At 71.2% G+C, this 18780-nt stretch carries 18 protein-coding genes; 11 read left to right on the top strand and 7 right to left on the bottom strand.

Features of this window, described 5'->3' with window-relative positions:
* Window positions 1-111 precede the first annotated feature (111 nt).
* From ACH4D3_RS20275 to ACH4D3_RS20255, 5 genes are all read left to right on the top strand, one after another.
* Window positions 112-456, top strand: a complete 345-nt coding sequence (locus ACH4D3_RS20275) for a DUF3817 domain-containing protein (protein ID WP_003973588.1) — start codon at window positions 112-114, stop codon at window positions 454-456.
* Window positions 453-746 carry an MTH1187 family thiamine-binding protein gene (locus ACH4D3_RS20270; protein ID WP_133025253.1) on the top strand — a complete coding sequence of 98 codons (294 nt, stop codon included), beginning with the start codon at window positions 453-455 and terminating at the stop codon, window positions 744-746. The genes ACH4D3_RS20275 and ACH4D3_RS20270 overlap by 4 nt, the downstream gene beginning before the upstream one ends.
* A gap of 77 nt (window positions 747-823) precedes the next feature.
* Window positions 824-1333: a MarR family winged helix-turn-helix transcriptional regulator gene (locus ACH4D3_RS20265; RefSeq protein WP_003973586.1), complete on the top strand. Its 510-nt coding sequence runs from the start codon at window positions 824-826 to the stop codon at window positions 1331-1333.
* Window positions 1334-1411: 78 nt separating this feature from the next.
* On the top strand, window positions 1412-1753 hold the full coding sequence (locus tag ACH4D3_RS20260) for a DUF3817 domain-containing protein (protein ID WP_398323800.1): 342 nt from the start codon (window positions 1412-1414) through the stop codon (window positions 1751-1753).
* Between the two features lie 93 nt (window positions 1754-1846).
* On the top strand, window positions 1847-3547 hold the full coding sequence (locus ACH4D3_RS20255; protein ID WP_398323798.1) for a methylmalonyl-CoA mutase: 1701 nt from the start codon (window positions 1847-1849) through the stop codon (window positions 3545-3547).
* Between the two features lie 33 nt (window positions 3548-3580).
* Here ACH4D3_RS20255 and ACH4D3_RS20250 read toward each other — a convergent pair whose 3' ends face one another.
* Window positions 3581-4594 (bottom strand): GlxA family transcriptional regulator, encoded by a 1014-nt coding sequence (locus tag ACH4D3_RS20250; RefSeq protein WP_398323796.1) that lies wholly within the window; start codon window positions 4592-4594, stop codon window positions 3581-3583.
* A gap of 69 nt (window positions 4595-4663) precedes the next feature.
* Here ACH4D3_RS20250 and ACH4D3_RS20245 point away from each other — a divergent pair, with 69 nt between their 5' ends.
* On the top strand, window positions 4664-5647 hold the full coding sequence (locus ACH4D3_RS20245; protein WP_398323794.1) for an NADP-dependent oxidoreductase: 984 nt from the start codon (window positions 4664-4666) through the stop codon (window positions 5645-5647).
* A 23-nt stretch (window positions 5648-5670) separates the two neighbouring features.
* On the opposite strand, the gene ACH4D3_RS20240 is transcribed toward ACH4D3_RS20245, so the two are convergent.
* Window positions 5671-6366: a TetR/AcrR family transcriptional regulator gene (locus ACH4D3_RS20240; RefSeq protein WP_398323792.1), complete on the bottom strand. Its 696-nt coding sequence runs from the start codon at window positions 6364-6366 to the stop codon at window positions 5671-5673.
* A gap of 282 nt (window positions 6367-6648) precedes the next feature.
* Here ACH4D3_RS20240 and ACH4D3_RS20235 point away from each other — a divergent pair, with 282 nt between their 5' ends.
* From ACH4D3_RS20235 to ACH4D3_RS20220, 4 genes are all read left to right on the top strand, one after another.
* On the top strand, window positions 6649-7626 hold the full coding sequence (locus ACH4D3_RS20235; protein WP_398323790.1) for a tetratricopeptide repeat protein: 978 nt from the start codon (window positions 6649-6651) through the stop codon (window positions 7624-7626).
* Window positions 7627-8277: 651 nt separating this feature from the next.
* Window positions 8278-8910 carry a DUF6230 family protein gene (locus ACH4D3_RS20230; RefSeq protein WP_398323788.1) on the top strand — a complete coding sequence of 211 codons (633 nt, stop codon included), beginning with the start codon at window positions 8278-8280 and terminating at the stop codon, window positions 8908-8910.
* Between the two features lie 117 nt (window positions 8911-9027).
* Entirely contained in the window at window positions 9028-9675 is a 648-nt protein-coding gene (locus ACH4D3_RS20225; RefSeq protein WP_398323786.1) for a DUF6114 domain-containing protein, read from the top strand.
* On the top strand, window positions 9665-11050 hold the full coding sequence (locus ACH4D3_RS20220) for a hypothetical protein (protein ID WP_398323784.1): 1386 nt from the start codon (window positions 9665-9667) through the stop codon (window positions 11048-11050). Before ACH4D3_RS20225 ends, ACH4D3_RS20220 begins: the two co-directional genes overlap by 11 nt.
* 75 nt (window positions 11051-11125) lie before the next feature.
* On the opposite strand, the gene pyk is transcribed toward ACH4D3_RS20220, so the two are convergent.
* The 3 genes from pyk to pta form a co-directional block, all read right to left on the bottom strand.
* Complete coding sequence (gene pyk / locus ACH4D3_RS20215; RefSeq protein ID WP_398323782.1) at window positions 11126-12556, bottom strand: pyruvate kinase; 1431 nt, start codon at window positions 12554-12556, stop codon at window positions 11126-11128.
* Between the two features lie 74 nt (window positions 12557-12630).
* A complete protein-coding gene (locus ACH4D3_RS20210; RefSeq protein ID WP_398323780.1) occupies window positions 12631-13854 on the bottom strand; it encodes an acetate kinase in 1224 nt (407 codons plus the stop codon).
* Entirely contained in the window at window positions 13851-15944 is a 2094-nt protein-coding gene (gene pta, locus ACH4D3_RS20205) for a phosphate acetyltransferase (RefSeq protein ID WP_398323778.1), read from the bottom strand. Before pta ends, ACH4D3_RS20210 begins: the two co-directional genes overlap by 4 nt.
* A gap of 150 nt (window positions 15945-16094) precedes the next feature.
* Here pta and ACH4D3_RS20200 point away from each other — a divergent pair, with 150 nt between their 5' ends.
* Window positions 16095-17120 (top strand): ATP-dependent 6-phosphofructokinase, encoded by a 1026-nt coding sequence (locus tag ACH4D3_RS20200; protein WP_398323776.1) that lies wholly within the window; start codon window positions 16095-16097, stop codon window positions 17118-17120.
* 16 nt (window positions 17121-17136) lie between these two features.
* Here the strand turns inward: ACH4D3_RS20200 and ACH4D3_RS20195 are convergent, their stop codons facing one another.
* Window positions 17137-17850: a helix-turn-helix domain-containing protein gene (locus ACH4D3_RS20195; protein ID WP_398323774.1), complete on the bottom strand. Its 714-nt coding sequence runs from the start codon at window positions 17848-17850 to the stop codon at window positions 17137-17139.
* A 77-nt stretch (window positions 17851-17927) separates the two neighbouring features.
* On the bottom strand, window positions 17928-18779 hold the full coding sequence (locus ACH4D3_RS20190; RefSeq protein ID WP_398323773.1) for a carbohydrate ABC transporter permease: 852 nt from the start codon (window positions 18777-18779) through the stop codon (window positions 17928-17930).
* Between the last annotated feature and the right edge of the window lies 1 nt (window position 18780).

Genomic DNA, 18780 nt, shown 5'->3' with positions numbered 1-18780 from the left:
ATCCCTTGGGGCATTGTTTGCCACAATGGGCGAACGATTGTGCTTCCGTTCACAAGGCGGACCGCACACCGCCCGCGCCGTCGGCGCATCCCTCCCTTCCGAAGGTGACCCGTGGACCTCAAGACCGCCACCGCCCTCCGCCGCCTCCGCCTGGTCTCGGCCCCCGAGGCGATCTCGTTCCTCCTCCTGCTCGTCTGCTCCGTCCTGAAGCGGACCACCGACTTCAACGCGGTGCCGGCGATGGGCATGATCCACGGTGTCCTCTTCGTGCTGTACGTGATCTTCTGGGCCGACGCCTGGAACCGCGCCAAGTGGCCGCTGAAGACCGCCGCCCTCTACTTCGTCCTCTCGGTCCTGCCGACCGGCGGCTTCTTCGCCGAGCGCAAGCTCAAGCGCGAGGCCGAGAGCGCGGTCATCGCCTCCCGCGCCCGCCAGGAAGGGATCGTCAACGCATGATCGTCGCCTTCTCCGTGACGCCGCTCGGTGTCGGCGAGGACGTGGGGGAGTACGTCGCCGACGCCGTCCGCGTGGTCCGCGAGTCCGGGCTGCCGAACCGCACCGACGCGATGTTCACGTCCGTCGAGGGCGAGTGGGACGAGGTCATGGACGTCGTCCGGCGGGCCGTGGCCGCCGTCGAGGCACGCGCGCCGCGGGTCTCCCTGGTGCTCAAGGCCGACATCCGCCCCGGCGTGACGGACGGTCTCACGTCGAAGGTCGAGACGGTCGAGCGGCACCTCGCCCGGTGACCGGGCCGGCGAGGTGGTGGTATCGAAAGGCGAGACGGGGCTGACCGGCATGTGACCGGCCGGTAAGGTCTGTTGGCGTGCCGAAGCCCCTCAGTCTCTCCTTCGATCCCATCGCCCGAGCCGACGAACTCTGGGCACAGCGCTGGGGCGGTGTGCCCTCCATGGCGGCGATCACCTCGATCATGCGCGCCCAGCAGATCCTGCTGGGCGAGGTCGACGCCGTGGTCAAGCCGTACGGGCTGACCTTCGCGCGCTACGAGGCGCTGGTGCTGCTCACCTTCTCCAAGTCGGGCGAACTGCCGATGTCCAAGATCGGCGAGCGCCTGATGGTGCACCCCACCTCCGTGACGAACACCGTCGACCGGCTGGTGCGCTCCGGCCTGGTGGCCAAGCGCCCCAACCCCAACGACGGCCGCGGCACGCTCGCCACCATCACCGACAAGGGCCGCGAGGTCGTCGAGGCGGCCACCCGCGACCTGATGGCGATGGACTTCGGCCTGGGCGCGTACGACGCCGAGGAGTGCGGGGAGATCTTCGCGATGCTCAGGCCGCTGCGGGTCGCCGCGGGGGACTTCGACGAGGACTGAGCGCGCGGGCCGGGCGGGCCCGGCGAGTCGCCCGACCCGGTCGAAGATCGCGCGAAACGGACGGTTACGCTCGTAGCCATGAAAAAGAGCGTGCTGACCCGCTACCGGGTCATGGCGTACGTCACCGGTGTGCTGCTGATCGCGCTGTGCCTTGGCATGATCGCGAAGTACGCCCTGGACCTGGGCGGCGCCGCCGACTTCACCCAGGTCGTCAGCATCGCCCACGGCTGGCTGTACGTGATCTACCTGGTCTTCGCCTTCGACCTGGGCTCCAAGGCGAAGTGGCCGGTGAAGAAGCAGCTCTGGGTGCTGCTCGCCGGGACCGTTCCGACCGCGGCGTTCTTCGTGGAGCGCAGGGTCAGCCAGGAGCTGGACGCGAAGGTCGCCGCCGCCGAGGCACCGGCCCCCGTCAAGGCGTAACCGGCCCCTCACCGGCCGTCCCACCGCCGTACGGACACCCGTACGGCGGTACCCCATCGACATTTACTTGGACGTCCTAGTAAATTCGAGGGTATGGACGCTCACGCCATAGAAGAGGGCCGCCTCCGCTGGCAGGCCCGGTACGACGCGGCACGCAAGCGCGACGCGGACTTCACCACGCTCTCCGGAGACCCCGTGGAGCCGGTGTACGGGCCCCGCCCCGGGGACGAGTACGAGGGCTTCGAGCGGATCGGCTGGCCGGGCGAGTACCCCTTCACCCGCGGCCTGTATCCGACCGGATACCGGGGGCGTACGTGGACCATCCGGCAGTTCGCCGGGTTCGGCAACGCCGAGCAGACCAACGAGCGCTACAAGATGATCCTCCGCAACGGCGGCGGCGGGCTCTCGGTCGCCTTCGACATGCCGACCCTGATGGGCCGCGACTCCGACGACCCGCGCTCCCTCGGCGAGGTCGGGCACTGCGGGGTGGCCATCGACTCGGCCGCCGACATGGAGGTGCTGTTCAAGGACATCCCGCTCGGGGACGTGACGACCTCCATGACGATCAGCGGGCCCGCCGTGCCCGTGTTCTGCATGTACCTGGTCGCCGCCGAGCGCCAGGGCGTCGACGCGTCCGTGCTCAACGGCACGCTGCAGACCGACATCTTCAAGGAGTACATCGCCCAGAAGGAGTGGCTCTTCCAGCCCGAGCCCCACCTCCGGCTCATCGGCGACCTCATGGAGTACTGCGCGGCCGGCATCCCCGCCTACAAGCCGCTCTCCGTCTCCGGCTACCACATCCGCGAGGCGGGCGCGACGGCCGCGCAGGAGCTGGCGTACACGCTCGCCGACGGCTTCGGATACGTGGAGCTGGGGCTCAGCCGCGGGCTCGACGTGGACGTCTTCGCGCCCGGTCTCTCCTTCTTCTTCGACGCGCACCTCGACTTCTTCGAGGAGATCGCCAAGTTCCGCGCGGCCCGCAGGATCTGGGCCCGCTGGATGCGCGACGTGTACGGGGCGCGGACCGACAAGGCCCAGTGGCTGCGGTTCCACACCCAGACCGCCGGTGTCTCGCTCACCGCGCAGCAGCCGTACAACAACGTCGTACGCACCGCCGTGGAGGCGCTGGCGGCCGTGCTCGGCGGCACCAACTCCCTGCACACCAACGCGCTCGACGAGACCCTCGCCCTGCCCAGCGAGCAGGCCGCCGAGATCGCCCTGCGCACCCAGCAGGTGCTGATGGAGGAGACCGGCGTCGCCAACGTCGCCGACCCGCTGGGCGGTTCCTGGTTCATCGAGCAGCTGACCGACCGCATCGAGGCCGACGCCGAGAAGATCTTCGAGCAGATCAAGGAGCGGGGGCTGCGCGCCCACCCCGACGGGCAACACCCCGTCGGGCCGATCACCTCCGGTCTGCTGCGCGGTATAGAGGACGGCTGGTTCACCGGCGAGATCGCCGAGTCCGCCTTCCGCTACCAGCAGTCCTTGGAGAAGGACGACAAGAAGGTGGTCGGCGTCAACGTCCACACCGGCTCCGTCACCGGCGACCTGGAGATCCTCCGGGTCAGCCACGAGGTCGAGCGCGAGCAGGTGCGGGTCCTGGGCGAGCGCAAGGACGCCCGCGACGACGCGGCCGTGCGCGGCGCCCTGGACGCCATGCTGGCCGCGGCCCGCTCCGGCGGCAACATGATCGAGCCGATGCTGGACGCGGTGCGCGCGGAGGCGACTCTGGGCGAGATCTGCGGCGTACTGCGCGACGAGTGGGGGGTGTACACGGAACCGGCGGGGTTCTGAGCCAGCCGGCACCCACTCACCCGGGGCCGCCTCCTACGGCACCGAGGCGCGGAACGTGCGCCGGTACGCCGAGGGGGCGACTCCCGCCTCGGCGGCCAGGTGGCGGCGCAGCGAGGTCGCGGTGGCGAAGCCGACCTCGTGGGCGACCCGTTCCACCGACAGGTCGCTGGACTCCAGCAGGTGCCGGGCCCGCCGCAGCCGCTGCTGGGTCAGCCAGCGGCCGGGACTCAGACCGGTCTCCTCCCTGAAGCGCCGGGCGAAGGTACGGGTGCTCATCGCCGCGTGCCCGGCCAGCTCGTCCAGGGACAGGGGCCGGTCCAGCCGGCGCAGCGCCCAGTCGCGGGTCGGACCGGTGCCCGTCCCGCTCGCCGGTGGCACCGGCCGCTCGATGTACTGCGCCTGGCCGCCGTCCCGGTACGGCGGTACGACGCAGCGGCGGGCCACCTGGTTGGCCACCTCGCTGCCGTGGTCCTGGCGCACCAGGTGCAGGCAGACGTCGACGCCGCTCGCCGCGCCCGCGGAGGTCAGCACGTCGCCGTGGTCGACGAAGAGCACGTCGGCGTCCAGCTCGACCCGGGGGAACAGCTCCCGGAAGTGGTCGGTGAGCGCCCAGTGGGTGGTGGCCCGGCGTCCGTCCAGGAGGCCGGCGGCGGCCAGCAGGAAGGCGCCGGTGCAGATCGACACCAGGCGGGTGCCGGGGCGGACCCGGGCCAGGGCGGCGAGCGCCCGCGGATCCCCCTCTGCGGCGGACGCGGCCGTGACGGCGTACGGCGGCACGATCACGGTGTCCGCGTCGGCCAGCACCTCGGGGCCGTGCGCCGGGGTGACGGTCAGGTCCGAGTCGGTGCGCACGGGCCGCCCGTCGACGCTCGCGGACAGCACCTCGTAGCGGCCGTCGGCGGAACCCAGGACCCGGTGCGGGATGCCGAGCTCGAAGGGGTAGACGCCGTCCAGGGCGAGGACGGCGACCCTGTGGGCGCCGGGGCGGGGCGCCGGGCGCATCAGGCGGTCCAGTTCGGCCGCGCGGGCGGCGGCGTCGGTGAGCATGGCAGAAATGTATCGGAGGCTGACCTTCTTGCCATGGTCCGGGCCCGGGGCGGCGGCCAGCATGGGGGCATGACCTCGACGGACACTTCTGCGAACGGCGCTTCCCCGCACGGCGCCCCGACGATGCTCGCCCTGCACCAGACGGCCCTCGGCGGCCCCGAGGTGCTGCGGCCCACCGAACTGCCGCGGCCCGAACCGGGACCGGGCGAGATCCTCGTCGCCGTGCACGCGGCCGGGCTGAACCCCACGGACTTCAAGCACCGCGCCCTGAAGATCTTCCTGCCGCCCCCGCCGCTGACCCTCGGCTGGGACGTCTCCGGCACCGTGGTGGAGGCCGGTTTCGGCGTCACCCTCTTCCGGCCCGGCGACCAGGTGTTCGGCATGCTGCCCTACCCGCACGGGCACGGCTCCCACGCCGAGTACGTGACCGGACCGGCCCGCGCCTTCGCCGCCAAGCCCGCCGGGATCGACCACACAGAGGCCGCCGCCCTCCCGCTGGCCGCGCTCACCGCCTGGCAGGCCCTCGTCGACACCGCCGGTCTCCGGGCCGGGCAGCGGGTGCTGATCCACGCGGCGGCCGGTGGCGTCGGTCATCTCGCCGTACAGATCGCCAAGGAGCGGGGCGCGCACGTCACCGGCACCGCCAGCGCACCCAAGCACGCGTTCCTGCGCGAACTCGGTGCGGACGCCTGCGTCGACTACCGCTCCGTGGACTTCACCGACACCGAGGAGCGCTACGACGTCGTCCTCGACACGCTCGGCGGGGAGACCGCCACCCGTTCCGTGGACGTGCTCCGCCCCGGCGGCATCGTCGTCTCCCTGCTGCCGGGCGACGCGCACACCGGCGCCGCGGCCGAGCGGGCCGGGGTCCGCGCCGTGGTCCTGCTCGTCGAGCACGACCACGCCGGGATGCGCGCCATCGCCGAACTCGTCGAACGGGGGAGCCTGCGCGCCCACGTGTCCGGCACCTTCCCGCTCGCCGAGGGCGCCCGGGCGCACGCGCAGGGGGAGACCGGCCGCACCACGGGCAAGCTGGTCCTCACCGTGCGCTGAGCGGGCCCGGAACCGGCCGCGTCCTACCGGGGCGCGGCCGGTTCCGCGTCGGTCCCGCCGCCCGGGTCGCCGTCCCCGCCGTCCCCGCCGTCCGCGGGGCCGCCGTCGGCGCCGACCAGGCCCCGCAGCAGTACCTGGGTCAGGCCGCGCACCCACTCCTCGTCCGCGGACCGGGCGCTGACCAGCGTGCGGTGCACCACCGCACCCGCCACCACGTCGAAGATGAGGTCCGCCGTGCGGGCGGCCTCGGCCGCACCGGTCTCCGGCGGCAGCTCGCCGCGGGCCTGGGCGCGGGCCCTGCCCTCCAGTACCAGGCGCTTCTGCCGTTCGACGATCGACGTGCGGATGCGCTCGCGCAGCGCATCGTCGCGCGTGGACTCCGCGACCACCGCCATCAGGCCGCTCCTGGCCTCCGGCCGGGCCAGGATCGCCGCGAACTGGAGCACCACGCCCTCGATGTCGGCGGCGAGCGAGCCCCGGTCGGGCAGTTCGAGCTCGTCGAAGAGCTCCGCCACCGCGTCCACGACCAGCTCGTTCTTGCCCGCCCAGCGGCGGTAGAGCGTCGTCTTGGCAACCCCGGCCCGGGTGGCGACGTCTCCCAGGGTGAGCTTCGACCAGCCGAGGTCGACCAGGGCGGCCCGCGTCGCGGCCAGGATCGCGGTGTCCGCCGCGGCACTGCGCGGGCGCCCGGCACGGCCGGCTGGGGTGCTGCTCTGCATCCCCCGACCTTAACCGGCGGGTAACACGCGGCCGGTCGTGAGACAGATCACCGCGACGAGGTCTGGCGGTGGGGTGTTCCGAAGGGCAGTCCTGGCATTACGCTACGACTCGTAGCGAAAGCGCGGGTCCGCCCGCGCCCCAGCGACGACCACGGGCGTGGGGTGGGGACCCGGCGCCGAGCAGCACACACATCGGGCAGTACACACGCCGAACAGCACACATCCGGGCGGGCTTTCGACCCGGTTTTCACACGCGCGCGCCGTACGGGGGAGGATAGACCCATGCAGCCACGGAACATGTCCATGAGCGGGGTCGTCGACCTCGCCGCGGTGAAGCAGGCCCAGGAGGCCAAGGCGAAGGCGGAGCAGGCGCGCGCCGAGGCGGCCCGGACCGGCGGCGCGGGCGCCGTCTCCCCGGCCGACCTCGTCATCGACGTCGACGAGGCCGGCTTCGAGAGTGATGTCCTGCAACGGTCCACCGAGGTCCCGGTCGTCATCGACTTCTGGGCCGAGTGGTGCGAGCCCTGCAAGCAGTTGAGCCCGGTCCTGGAGCGGCTCGCCGTCGAGTACAACGGGCGCTTCCTCCTCGCCAAGATCGACGTCGACGCCAACCAGATGCTGATGCAGCAGTTCGGTGTCCAGGGCATCCCGGCCGTGTTCGCGGTCGTCGCCGGACAGGCGCTGCCGCTCTTCCAGGGGGCCGCGGGCGAACAGCAGATCCGGCAGACCCTGGACCAGCTGGTGCAGGTCGGCGAGGAGCGCTTCGGCCTGACCGGTCTCGTCGTCGACCCCGAGGCGGAGCCGGGCGCCGAGCGGCCCGCCGCCCCCGAGCGCCCCGCCGGTCCGCACGACGCGGCCCTCGACGCCGCCGTGCAGGCGATGGACGCGGGCGACCTGGGCGGTGCCGTCCAGGCCTACAAGAACGTACTGGCCGAAGAGCCGGGCAACACGGAGGCCAAACTGGGCCTGGCCCAGGCCGAGTTGCTCCAGCGGGTGCAGAACGCCGATCCGCAGAAGGTCCGTCAGGAAGCGGCCGACAGGCCGGGCGACGCCCAGGCGCAGATCGCCGCCGCCGACCTGGACCTGGTGGGCGGTCACGTGGAGGACGCCTTCGGGCGCCTCATCGACACGGTGCGCGTCACGGCGGGCGACGACCGGGACGCCGTACGGCTGCGGTTGCTGGAGCTGTTCGAGGTGGTCGGCGCCGAGGATCCGCGGGTGGCCGCGGCGCGCCGGTCGCTCGCGCGGGCCCTGTTCTAGGCGGCTTCCGGCCGGCGCTCCCGATCGGCGTTCTAAACGCCGCCGGGGTGTTGCGTATGTGAAGGAGCTGTCGAAGAGGCGTCACTGCGGCCGCGCTTTACCAAAACTTGGTAATCGCGGCCGCTGTTACTGCCAGTAAGTCGACGGCGTCGATCTGTCGGACTCTGTCCATCGATCAATAGTTTTGTTCTGCCCTCATGACACACCCAGCGTCGCCGTTCGGGCCCGGTGCGTCGTTCCGCGGTCACACGGCCGCTACTAGCCAGTAACGAACCCCCTTGTGCCGACGGCGAGAATGCACCACGATCGGCGACGCTCGGTCCATTCCCGTACCCCGACAGCCGGTCGGGTCGCGGGGGTTCCTGGGTCCCCACCGAGCAGGGTCGGCGGCAGTGATGCCGGCCCTTGGGCAGGGGGGTCTTCGCTCATCCGGCGAAGCCTGTCCAGCAGGGTTGTGCGTGATGCGTGTCAGGCGCGACCAGTGGTTGTCGCTCGGGGGTGATCGCCGGTTGTTCGGGCGCGTTGTACGTGCCGCCGAGGACAGGCGCTCTCCTTCCCGAGGACGTAGCACTTCTCCCATCCCTGCCGGGCCGAGTCGCCGACTGGCGACGGGGCCGAGGCCAGGAGATGTACGTCCGAGAAGGAGGAAATATGGAGTCCCAGGTGCGTGGCGGGACCAGATGGAAGCGGTTCGCCGTGGTGATGGTGCCCAGCGTGGCCGCCACGGCTGCGATAGGTGTCGCCCTCGCGCAGGGCGCTCTCGCCGCGTCGTTCAGCGTGTCGGGCCAGTCGTTCAAGGTGACGGCGGACCGGCTCGACGGCACGGGCTTTATGCAGTACGGCGCGATCGACTCGGGCTACACGCTGAAGGGCGAGAAGACGGCTCACCCCGTCGCGGTCTCGGCGTTCAAGTCCGCGCAGATCAAGAACATGTGCCAGTCCGTGGTCACCCCGGACATCCCGTTGATCGGCTCGGTCAGCCTCATGCTGAAGGCCGGCGGTGGAGACACCCCGGTCAAGGCGGAGAACCTGTACATCGACGTCGAGGACCTGCAGGCCGATGCCACGTTCCGCGGCATCGACATCGGTGTGGCCGCCAAGGACGCCAACAAGGGTCCCGGCATCAAGAAGGGCGACACCACGAACCCGTACGGGTTCTCGCAGCAGGCCGACTCGGCCACGCTGACCGACGTGAAGCAGACGGCGTGGGCGACCACCGCCGGAACCTTCAAGCTCAGCGGTCTGAAGATGTCGCTGTCCAAGGGTGTCAAGGAGTGCTACTAAGCACTCGCTGACGGGCGGGGGAGCTTGACGGCGCCCCCGCCCGTCCACTCTCCGGCCGCGCCTTCACGCGCGGCCCACATCTCCACCACAGCAAAGCCGTACCAGGGAGCTATTTCCATGAGCGCCGAGACTCCTGCCGCCGCCGGCCAGTTCACCCGCCGCAGGCTGCAGTTCCGTGCCTGGCGAGGCGCGCGGCCGTTCTGGGCCGGCCTGTTCGTCGCGCTCGGCGGACTCCCCATCGCCTACTTCCCGTACGCGAACCTCCAGATCGGTCACCTGACGCTGGCGATGTCCACCACGGCGGGCGCCGGGTCCCTGATCATCGGCGTGCTGCTGGTCGTCCTGGGCGTCAGCCTGTGGTTCCAGAAGCACGTCCGGGTCTTCGCGGGCGTCGCGGCGATCCTGCTGGCGCTGGTGTCCATCCCCGTCTCCAATCTCGGCGGCTTCCTCATCGGCTTCCTGTTCGCGCTGGTCGGCGGGGCCATGGCCGTGTCGTGGGTGCCGGGCGAGCCGCCGCAGGCCGAGCCGCCGCTGGAGGGCAAGGGCACGGACGACGCGCCCCGGGGCGCGGTCCCCGCGGCCGACGACACCGAGTTCCCCCGCTTCCCGGAGCCCGGGACCCAGGCGTCCGGCCCCGCGGTACCGGGGCCGCGGAGCGGCATGGACGACGGGGAGCCCTCCCAGGCCTTCGCGGCACCGGGGGCGCACGATCTGTCAGGAACGAGCCCGGCCAACGGGGCGAACGGGAGGCACAGTGCCGGCTGACGAGGTGACCCGCGGGACTGACGTGGAGTCGTCCCGTGTGAGAACCGGGCCGCGCCACGCGGCACCCAAGAAGCCGTTGTTCACCAGGTTCCACATGCCGGCCGGCAAGGCGATAGCCATCGCGGCGATGCCCACGGCCGTGCTCATGGGGATGGGGTTCACGCCGACGCTCGCCCTCGCCGACGGCAACGACGCGGCGCCGCCCTCCAACAGCCTGACGGCCGACGAGTACAAGGACTGCGTGGCGGCCCTGGAGGACGCCGAGAAGGACCCGTCCGAGTCGCCCACCCCCTCGCCCTCGGCGAGTGACGGGGCCGAGGACGGCAAGGACGACGCGAAGGAGCCCAACCCCTCGGCCTCCACCGGGGACAAGGACTCCGGTACGGACAAGGACGACTCCTCTTCGCCGGATTCAGGTTCCGACGACGAGGACGACAAGGGCGCCGGGGACGACAAGGCCGACCCCGCCCCGAGCCCGTCCGCGTCGCAGAGCCAGGAGGCGTCCGGTCAGAGCGCCACGGAGCCCTCCCCGTCCGAGTCGGAGGACAAGGGCGGTCTGCTGGACGGCCTCGGCGACGCCATCGAGGGCATCTTCACCGGCGGAAAGCAGGCCGAGGAGAGCCCGAGCCCCACGCCGACCCCGTCGGCGTCCGAGAGCGCGTCCGGCGCGCTGAAGGACACCACCGACGCGGTCACCGACACCGCGAAGGACACCGTCGAGGGCGTGACCGACACGGCGTCGAAGGCGGCCGAGGACACCAAGGACACGGTGGACGAGGCGGCCGAAGCGGCCAAGGAGGCGGCGGAGAAGGCGAAGGAGGACGCGGCGAAGGCCGAGGAGGACGCCACCGCCACGCCGAGCCCCTCCGCGAGCGCCGACGAGGCCGGCAAGGACGCCGACGACTGCCCGGTCGCCACCGACGCGGAGGGCGGCGTCGACAACAAGGTGCCGCTGCCCGACGACCCGTGGTACCTCAACGCCAGCTCGCTGCTCCTCAAGGGCGCCTCCTACAAGGGCGTCGTCGAGGTCAAGACGGCCAACGGCACCACCAAGAAGGTGCTGAAGTACGTCATCTCCGACGGCACCGACATCGGCGACCTGCACCAGACGGTGAACGACAAGCAGGCCGGCAAGACCTACCACGTGCAGGCGGCCGAGGGCTCCACGTCCACGATCCGCGACGGCGAGACGGTGATGTACACGGAGAGCATCTCGGGCAACCTGCTCGGGCTGATCCCGATCACCTTCGACCCGGAGCACCCGCCGCCGCTGGACATCCCGCTGATCTACTTCACCAAGGTGACGGTCGTCCAGGCCGGCCAGTTCGGCGGCACGCTGCACATCCCGGGACTGCACCAGTACACGACCGACTGAGCAAGCCCGCACCACGCCCGAGGGCGCCCCCTGCGACAGGGGGCGCCCTCGGTGCGTACGACGGGGAGGGGGCGGTCAGCCGCGCCGGGTCTCGCCCAGGTGGAGGACCCGCACCATGTTGGTGGTGCCGGGCACGCCGGGGGGCGAACCGGCGGTGATCACGACGACGTCGCCGTCGCTGAACCGGCCGAGGCGGGCCGTCTCCTGGTCCACCAGGTCCACCATCTCGTCCGTGGTGTTCACGAGCGGCACCACGTGCGGCTCCACTCCCCAGCTGAGCGTCAGCTGGTTGCGGGTGGACTCGTCGGTGGTGAAGGCGAGGATCGGCTGGCACGCGCGGTAGCGGGAGAGCCGGCGGGCGGTGTCGCCGGACTGGGTGAAGGCCACCAGACCCTTGCCGCCCAGGAAGTCGGCGATCTCGGCGGCCGCACGGGCCACCGAACCGCCCTGCGTGCGCGGCTTCTTGCCCGGCACCAGCGGCTGGAGGCCCTTGGAGAGCAGCTCCTGCTCGGCGGCGGTGACGATCTTCGACATCGTCTTGACGGTCTCGATCGGGTACGCGCCCACGCTCGACTCGGCGGACAGCATGACCGCGTCGGCGCCGTCCAGGATCGCGTTGGCCACGTCGGAGGCCTCGGCGCGGGTCGGACGGGAGTTGGTGATCATCGACTCCATCATCTGGGTCGCCACGATCACCGGCTTGGCGTTGCGCCGGCACAGCTCGATCAGGCGCTTCTGCACCATGGGGACCTTCTCGAGCGGGTACTCGACGGCCAGGTCGCCGCGGGCGACCATCACGCCGTCGAACGCCATCACGACGTCCTCCATGTTGTCGACCGCCTGGGGCTTCTCCACCTTGGCGATCACCGGGACCCGGCGGCCCTCCTCGTCCATGACGCGGTGCACGTCGGCGACGTCCTTGGCGTCCCGGACGAAGGAGAGGGCGACCAGGTCGCAGCCCATGCGCAGCGCGAACCGGAGGTCCTCGACGTCCTTCTCGCTCAGCGCGGGGACGTTGACCGCCGCGCCGGGCAGGTTGATGCCCTTGTGGTCGGAGATGACGCCGCCCTCGATGACGATCGTCTTCACCCGGGGGCCCTCGACCTCGGTGACCTTCAGCTCGACGTTGCCGTCGTTGATGAGCACCTGGTCGCCCTTGGTGACGTCACCGGGCAGGCCCTTGTAGGTCGTGCCGCAGATCGTCCTGTCGCCCGGGACGTCCTCGGCGGTGATGGTGAACTCGTCACCGCGCACCAGCTCGACGGGACCCTCCGCGAAGGTCTCCAGGCGGATCTTCGGGCCCTGCAGGTCGGCGAGGACGCCGATGGCCCTGCCGGTCTCCTTGGCGGCGGCCCGGACCCGGTCGTAACGGCCCTGGTGCTCGGCGTGGGAGCCGTGGCTGAAGTTGAAGCGGGCCACGTTCATGCCGGCTTCGATCAGCGTGACGAGCTGCTCGTGGGAGTCGACCGCGGGGCCGAGAGTACAGACGATTTTCGAACGGCGCATGGGTGCCATCCTATCGGTTTGTTTCGGCGCGGAATATTCCGTCTGGCGGAAAATACAAAAGGGCGGGATGCCGCTCAGGTGAGACGGGGATTCCCCGATTCAATTACCAGCGCGTAGGTCTGTGCCGCGATCTCCATTTCCTCGTCCGTCGGTACCACCGCCACCGCCACCCGCGCCCCCGCGGGCGAGATCAGCCGGGCTCCGTCGCCGCGTACGGCGTTCAGCCCGCCGTCGACCGCCAGGCCGAGCCCCTCCAGTCCGGCCACGGCCGCCTCGCGCACCGGCGCCGAGTTCTCCCCGACCCCCGCCGTGAACGCCACGGCGTCCACGCGTCCGAGAACGGCGCAATAGGCGCCGATGTACTTCTTGAGCCGGTGAATGTAGATGTCGAAGGCCAGCCCCGCCTGCTCGTCACCCTCGTCCACCCGGCGGCGGATCTCCCGCATGTCGTTGTCACCGCACAGACCGAACAGACCGCTCCTCTTGTTGAGAAGAGTGTCGATCTCGTCGGCGGACATTCCGCCAACGCGCATCAAATGGAAGATGACGGCCGGGTCCATGTCTCCGGAGCGCGTACCCATCACGAGCCCCTCCAAAGGCGTCAGCCCCATGGAGGTGTCCACGCACCGGCCGCCCCGCACGGCCGAGGCGGACGCCCCGTTGCCCAGGTGCAGCACGATCACGTTCACGTCCTCGGGCGCCCTGCCCAGCAGCCGCGCGGTCTCGCGGGAGACGTAGGCGTGCGAGGTGCCGTGGAAGCCGTAGCGGCGGATGCGGTACCGGTCGGCGATCTTCGGGTCGATCGCGTAGCGCGCCGCGGACTCCGGCATCGTCGTGTGGAACGCGGTGTCGAAGACCGCCACCTGGGGCAGGTCGGGACGCAGCGCCCGCGCGGTGCGGATGCCGGTGAGGTTGGCCGGGTTGTGCAGCGGCGCGACCGGGATCAGCCGCTCGATCTCCGTGAGCACGTTCTCGTCGATGAGCGTCGGCTCGCTGAAGAACTCACCGCCGTGCACCACCCGGTGCCCGATCGCGGCCAGCTCCGGCGAGTCCAGGCCCAGACCGTCCCGGCCCAGCTCGGCGGCGACCGCCTTCAGGGCGGCCTCGTGGTCGGCGATCGGGCCCTCCTGCTCCCGGGTGTCGCCGGCGGCCACCAGGGTGTGCTTCAGCCGCGACGTCCGCTCGCCGATGCGCTCGACCAGCCCGACCGCCAGCCGCTCCCCGTCGCGCATGTCGATCAGCTGGTACTTCACCGACGAGGAGCCGGAGTTGAGGACGAGGACACGCGTGGAGCTCACTGGGCGGACGCCTTCTCGGTCGGGGACTGCTGGGCCTGGATCGCCGTGATGGCGACGGTGTTGACGATGTCCTGCACGAGCGCGCCCCGGGACAGGTCGTTGACCGGCTTGCGCAGACCCTGGAGCACCGGGCCGACCGCGATGGCACCGGCCGAGCGCTGCACCGCCTTGTAGGTGTTGTTGCCGGTGTTCAGGTCGGGGAAGATCAGCACGCTGGCCTGCCCGGCGACCGCCGAACCGGGCAGCTTGGTCGCCGCGACCGACGGCTCGACCGCCGCGTCGTACTGGATCGGCCCCTCGATGCTGAGGTCCGGGCGGCGCGAGCGGACCAGCTCGGTGGCCTCGCGCACCTTGTCGACGTCCGCGCCGGAACCGGACGTGCCGGTCGAGTACGACAGCATCGCGATCCGCGGCTCCACCCCGAACCGCGCCGCCGTCGACGCCGACTGGGCGGCGATGTCGGCGAGCTGCTCCGCGTCCGGGTCCGGGTTGACCGCGCAGTCGCCGTAGACGAGCACCTTGTCGGCCAGGCACATGAAGAAGACGGAGGAGACGATGGCCGCGTCCGGCTTGGTCTTGATGATCTCGAAGGCGGGCCGGATGGTCGCCGCCGTCGAGTGCACCGACCCCGACACCATGCCGTCGGCGAACCCTTCCTGCACCATCAGCGTGCCGAAGTAGTTCACGTCCGAGACCACGTCGTACGCCAGCTCCACGGTCACGCCCTTGTGGGCGCGCAGGGCCGCGTACTTCTCGGCGAAGGAGTCGCGCAGCTCGCTGGCGGCCGGGTCGATCAGCTCGGCACCGGCCAGGTCGATGCCCAGGTCGGCAGCCTTCTTGCGGATCTGCTCGACGGGCCCGAGGAGGGTCAGCTCGCACACCCCGCGCCGCAGCAGCACCTCCGCCGCGTGCAGCACCCGCTCCTCGGTGCCCTCCGGCAGGACCACCCGGCGCAGGTCGGAACGGGCCTGTTCGAGCAGCTTGTGCTCGAACATCATCGGCGTGACGCGGTCGCTGCTGGGCGCGGAGACCCGCTTGTTCAGCTCGGCGGTGTCGACGTACCGCTCGAAGAGGCCGAGGGCGGTCTCCGCCTTGCGCGGGGTGGCCGCGTTGAGCTTGCCCTCCAGGGAGAAGAGCTGCTCGGCGGTGGGAAAGCTGGTGCCCGTCACCGACAGCACCGGCGTGCCCGGGGCGAGCCGGGCGGCGAGGGTGAGGATGCCCTCGCCGGGCACCTCGTTCAGCGTCAGCAGCACCCCGGCTATCGGCGGGGTGCCGGCGCTGTGCGCGGCCAGCGTGCCGATCACCAGGTCGGCGCGGTCGCCGGGCGTGATGACCAGGCAGCCCGGGGTCAGCGCGGCCAGCAGGTTGGGCAGCATGGCCCCGCCGAAGACGAAGTCCAGCGCGTCGCGGGCGAGCCCGGAGTCGTCGCCGAGGACGATCTCGGCGCCCAGGGCGTGCGCGATCTGGGAGACCGTCGGCGCGGACAGCGCGGGCTCGTCCGGCACCACCCAGCACGGCACCGGCAGCCGGTGCGCGAGCCGCTCGGCGATCTCGTCCCGGTCCTCGCGCGCGACCCGGTTGGTCACCATGGCCAGCACGTCGCAGCCGAGCCCGTCGTAGGCCCGGAAGGCGTTGTGGGTCTCCGCCAGCACCGACTCCGCGGTCTGCTTGCGGCCCCCCACGACGGGAAGGACCGAGGCGCCGAACTCGTTCGCGAGCCGCGCGTTCAGCGACAGCTCGTCCGGGAACTGGGTGTCGGCGTAGTCGGTGCCGAGGACGAGGACGACGTCGTAGTCCCGCGCCACCAGGTGGAAGCGGTCGACCAGTGCGGACACCAGCTCGTCCACGCCCTGTTCGGCCTGGAGGAGGGAGGCCTCCTGGTAGTCCATGCCGTAGACCGTCGCGGGGTCCTGCGAGAGCCGGTAGCGGGCGCGCAGCAGTTCGAAGAGCCGGTCCGGCCCGTCGTGCACCAGGGGACGGAAGACGCCGACCCGGTCGACCTGCCGGGTCAGGAGTTCCATGACCCCCAGCTCGACGACCTGGCGGCCGTCGCCGCGGTCGATACCGGTCACGTACACGCTGCGCGTCACGCGTGCTCTCCGTTTCGTAGGGGTGAGCGGAATCCTCTTGACAGTACCTCCGGCGATGGTTAGGGCGCCCGTCAGCGTCCACCGCCGCCCGGGCCGTGAAACAATTGGATCGGCTCACCGGCGTCAACAGCGAGCAGGAGACACAGCACGATGCGTATCGGAGTTCTCACCGCAGGCGGCGACTGCCCCGGCCTGAACGCAGTGATCCGGTCGGTCGTGCACCGAGCGGTGGACAACTACGGCGACGAGGTCATCGGCTTCGAGGACGGCTACGCGGGGCTGCTGGACAGCCGTTACCGCACCCTCGACCTCAACGCGGTCAGCGGCATCCTCGCCCGCGGCGGCACCATCCTCGGCTCCTCCCGCCTGGAGCGCGACCGGCTCCGCGAGGCCTGCGAGGACGCCTCGGACATGATCCAGAACTTCGGCATCGACGCCCTGATCCCGATCGGCGGCGAGGGCACCCTCACGGCCGCCCGGATGCTGTCCGACGCCGGGCTCCCGGTGGTCGGCGTGCCGAAGACCATCGACAACGACATCTCCTCCACCGACCGCACCTTCGGCTTCGACACCGCCGTCGGCGTCGCGACCGAGGCCATGGACCGCCTCAAGACCACCGCCGAGTCCCACCAGCGCGTGATGGTCGTCGAGGTCATGGGCCGGCACGCCGGCTGGATCGCCCTGGAGTCCGGCATGGCCGCCGGCGCCCACGGCATCTGCCTGCCCGAGCGCCCCTTCGACCCCGCCGACCTGGTCAAGATGGTCGAGGAGCGCTTCGCCCGCGGCAAGAAGTTCGCCGTCGTCTGCGTCGCCGAGGGCGCCCACCCCGCCGAGGGCTCCATGGACTACGGCAAGGGCGCCATCGACAAGTTCGGCCACGAGCGCTTCCAGGGCATCGGCACCGCGCTCGCCTTCGAGCTGGAGCGCCGGCTCGGCAAGGAGGCCAAGCCGGTCATCCTCGGCCACGTCCAGCGCGGCGGCGTACCGACCGCCTACGACCGCGTCCTCGCCACCCGCTTCGGCTGGCACGCGGTGGAGGCCGCGCACCGGGGCGACTTCGGCCGGATGACGGCGCTGCGCGGCACCGACGTCGTGATGGTGCCGCTCGCGGAGGCGGTCACCGAGCTGAAGACGGTCCCGAAGGACCGGATGGACGAGGCCGAGTCGGTCTTCTAGACGTCGGACGCGCTCCTCACGGGTGCTTCTCCACCGCCGTCCAGAAGTGGTCCACGATCCGGTCCAGGAAGTCCCGGCCCCCGGCGCTCGAGTCGGCCGCGCCGCCGCCCCAGCTGAGGGTGGCGGCCATCCGCCCCTGGTAGTCCTGGTGCAGCACCTGGAGGACGTTCTCCAGGACGCGCCGGTCCAGCGGCGCCAGCTTGGCGATCGGGCGCACACAACCCTGCCAGCGGGTGGTCACCGCGCTCGTCAGCAGGTCGGCCAGCTTCTCCTCGCGCCCCGTGACGGTCACGAAGTCGGGCAGCGTGAGACCGAGCACGTCGGCGAGCTGGGCCGACTGACGGTCGGTGCCGCGCCAGTCGTCCGCCTCCTCCATCCGCAGGTAGGCCGGGAGCCCGAGCCCGACCGCACGTGCCACGTCCGCGGGGGCCAGACCCCGGGCGACGCGGTGCTCGCGCAGGGACTGCGGCCGCCCGATCAGCTCACCGGGCGAGCACCACAGCACCCCGGCGAGCGCGGTCAGCTCCGGCCCCTCGGGGAAGGCCGTCCCCCGCTCCCAGGCGATGACGAGGTCGGGGGAGACGTACGGCAGCCCGTACGAGACCCGTATGCCGTGGGCGACGTGCTCGGGTCCCATGTTGAGGGCGGCACGCAGCCGGCGGGCGGCGAGGGCGTTGAACGGAGGGCCCGACTGGCTCGGGCCGGGTGAGGGTCGGCGCACGCGCCACACCGTAGGGGTCCGCGGCGATGCTGACTACGGGCTGTTCGGCCAGCGATACGGATTGTAGGAACGTACGGGGGCGCGGCTCACCCTTTGACCGCCCCGCCCAGCGCGAACCCGCCGCCCAGCCGTCGCGAGATCAGCACGTACAGCAGCACGACCGGCGTGGAGTAGACGATCGAGAACGCCGCCAGCTGTCCGTACGCGACCATGCCCCGGTTGCCGAAGAAGTCGTTGATGCTGACCGATGCGGGCATCTGGTCCGGGGAGAGCAGCAGCATGAAGGGGACGAAGAAGTTCCCCCACATCATCACGAACGAGAACACCGTCACCACCGCCACCCCGGGCCCCATCAGCGGCAGCACGATCCGCAGCAGCGACTGGAACGACGACGCCCCGTCCGTCCACGCCGCCTCCTCCAGTTCCTTCGGCACCCCGTCCATGAAGTTCTTCATCAGCCAGATCGCGAAGGGCAGCTGCGAGGCGGCGAAGAAGAAGATCGTTCCCTGCATGGTGTCGATCATGTTGACCCGTACGAACAGGGCGTAGACGGGCACCATGATCGCCGTGATCGGCAGGCTGGTCGCGAACAGGATGGTGAGCAGGAAGGGCCGGTTCAGCCGCGACCGGAAGCGGGAGAGCGGATACGCCGCGAGCACCGCGCACACCACCGTCAGCAGCGTCGCCCCGCCGCACAGAATCAGGCTGTTGAGCAGCGGGGTGAAGGTGATCTCCGGGGTGAGGATCGCGTCGAAGTTGTCCAGCGTCACCCCGTCGGGGACCTTGACCCGCAGGCTCGCGTGCGGGTCAAGGGCGGACAGCACCACCCAGGCCAGCGGCAGCACGAAAGCCGCGGCCGCCACCAGCAGCCCGGCGTCGGCGGCGGTACGGCGCCGGTTGCGGCGGGAGGCGTGGGTGTGGGTGTGGGTGTGGGCCATC

Source organism: Streptomyces sp. NPDC018026 (genome assembly GCF_044327745.1).
GTDB lineage: Bacteria > Actinomycetota > Actinomycetes > Streptomycetales > Streptomycetaceae > Streptomyces > Streptomyces rubrogriseus.
This window is presented reverse-complemented; position numbering and strand designations above follow the sequence as displayed.

What these genes read in the sequence shown, in the direction of transcription:
- ACH4D3_RS20270 (WP_133025253.1), top strand. Translation starts at nt 453, where the DNA reads ATGATCGTCGCCTTCTCCGTGACGCCGCTCGGTGTCGGCGAGGACGTG.
- ACH4D3_RS20260 (WP_398323800.1), top strand. Translation starts at nt 1,412, where the DNA reads ATGAAAAAGAGCGTGCTGACCCGCTACCGGGTCATGGCGTACGTCACC.
- ACH4D3_RS20240 (WP_398323792.1), bottom strand. Translation starts at nt 6,366, where the DNA reads ATGCAGAGCAGCACCCCAGCCGGCCGTGCCGGGCGCCCGCGCAGTGCC.
- ACH4D3_RS20225 (WP_398323786.1), top strand. Translation starts at nt 9,028, where the DNA reads ATGAGCGCCGAGACTCCTGCCGCCGCCGGCCAGTTCACCCGCCGCAGG.
- ACH4D3_RS20200 (WP_398323776.1), top strand. Translation starts at nt 16,095, where the DNA reads ATGCGTATCGGAGTTCTCACCGCAGGCGGCGACTGCCCCGGCCTGAAC.
- ACH4D3_RS20250 (WP_398323796.1), bottom strand. Translation starts at nt 4,594, where the DNA reads ATGCTCACCGACGCCGCCGCCCGCGCGGCCGAACTGGACCGCCTGATG.
- ACH4D3_RS20230 (WP_398323788.1), top strand. Translation starts at nt 8,278, where the DNA reads ATGGAGTCCCAGGTGCGTGGCGGGACCAGATGGAAGCGGTTCGCCGTG.
- ACH4D3_RS20255 (WP_398323798.1), top strand. Translation starts at nt 1,847, where the DNA reads ATGGACGCTCACGCCATAGAAGAGGGCCGCCTCCGCTGGCAGGCCCGG.
- ACH4D3_RS20235 (WP_398323790.1), top strand. Translation starts at nt 6,649, where the DNA reads ATGCAGCCACGGAACATGTCCATGAGCGGGGTCGTCGACCTCGCCGCG.
- ACH4D3_RS20190 (WP_398323773.1), bottom strand. Translation starts at nt 18,779, where the DNA reads ATGGCCCACACCCACACCCACACCCACGCCTCCCGCCGCAACCGGCGC.
- pyk (WP_398323782.1), bottom strand. Translation starts at nt 12,556, where the DNA reads ATGCGCCGTTCGAAAATCGTCTGTACTCTCGGCCCCGCGGTCGACTCC.
- ACH4D3_RS20245 (WP_398323794.1), top strand. Translation starts at nt 4,664, where the DNA reads ATGACCTCGACGGACACTTCTGCGAACGGCGCTTCCCCGCACGGCGCC.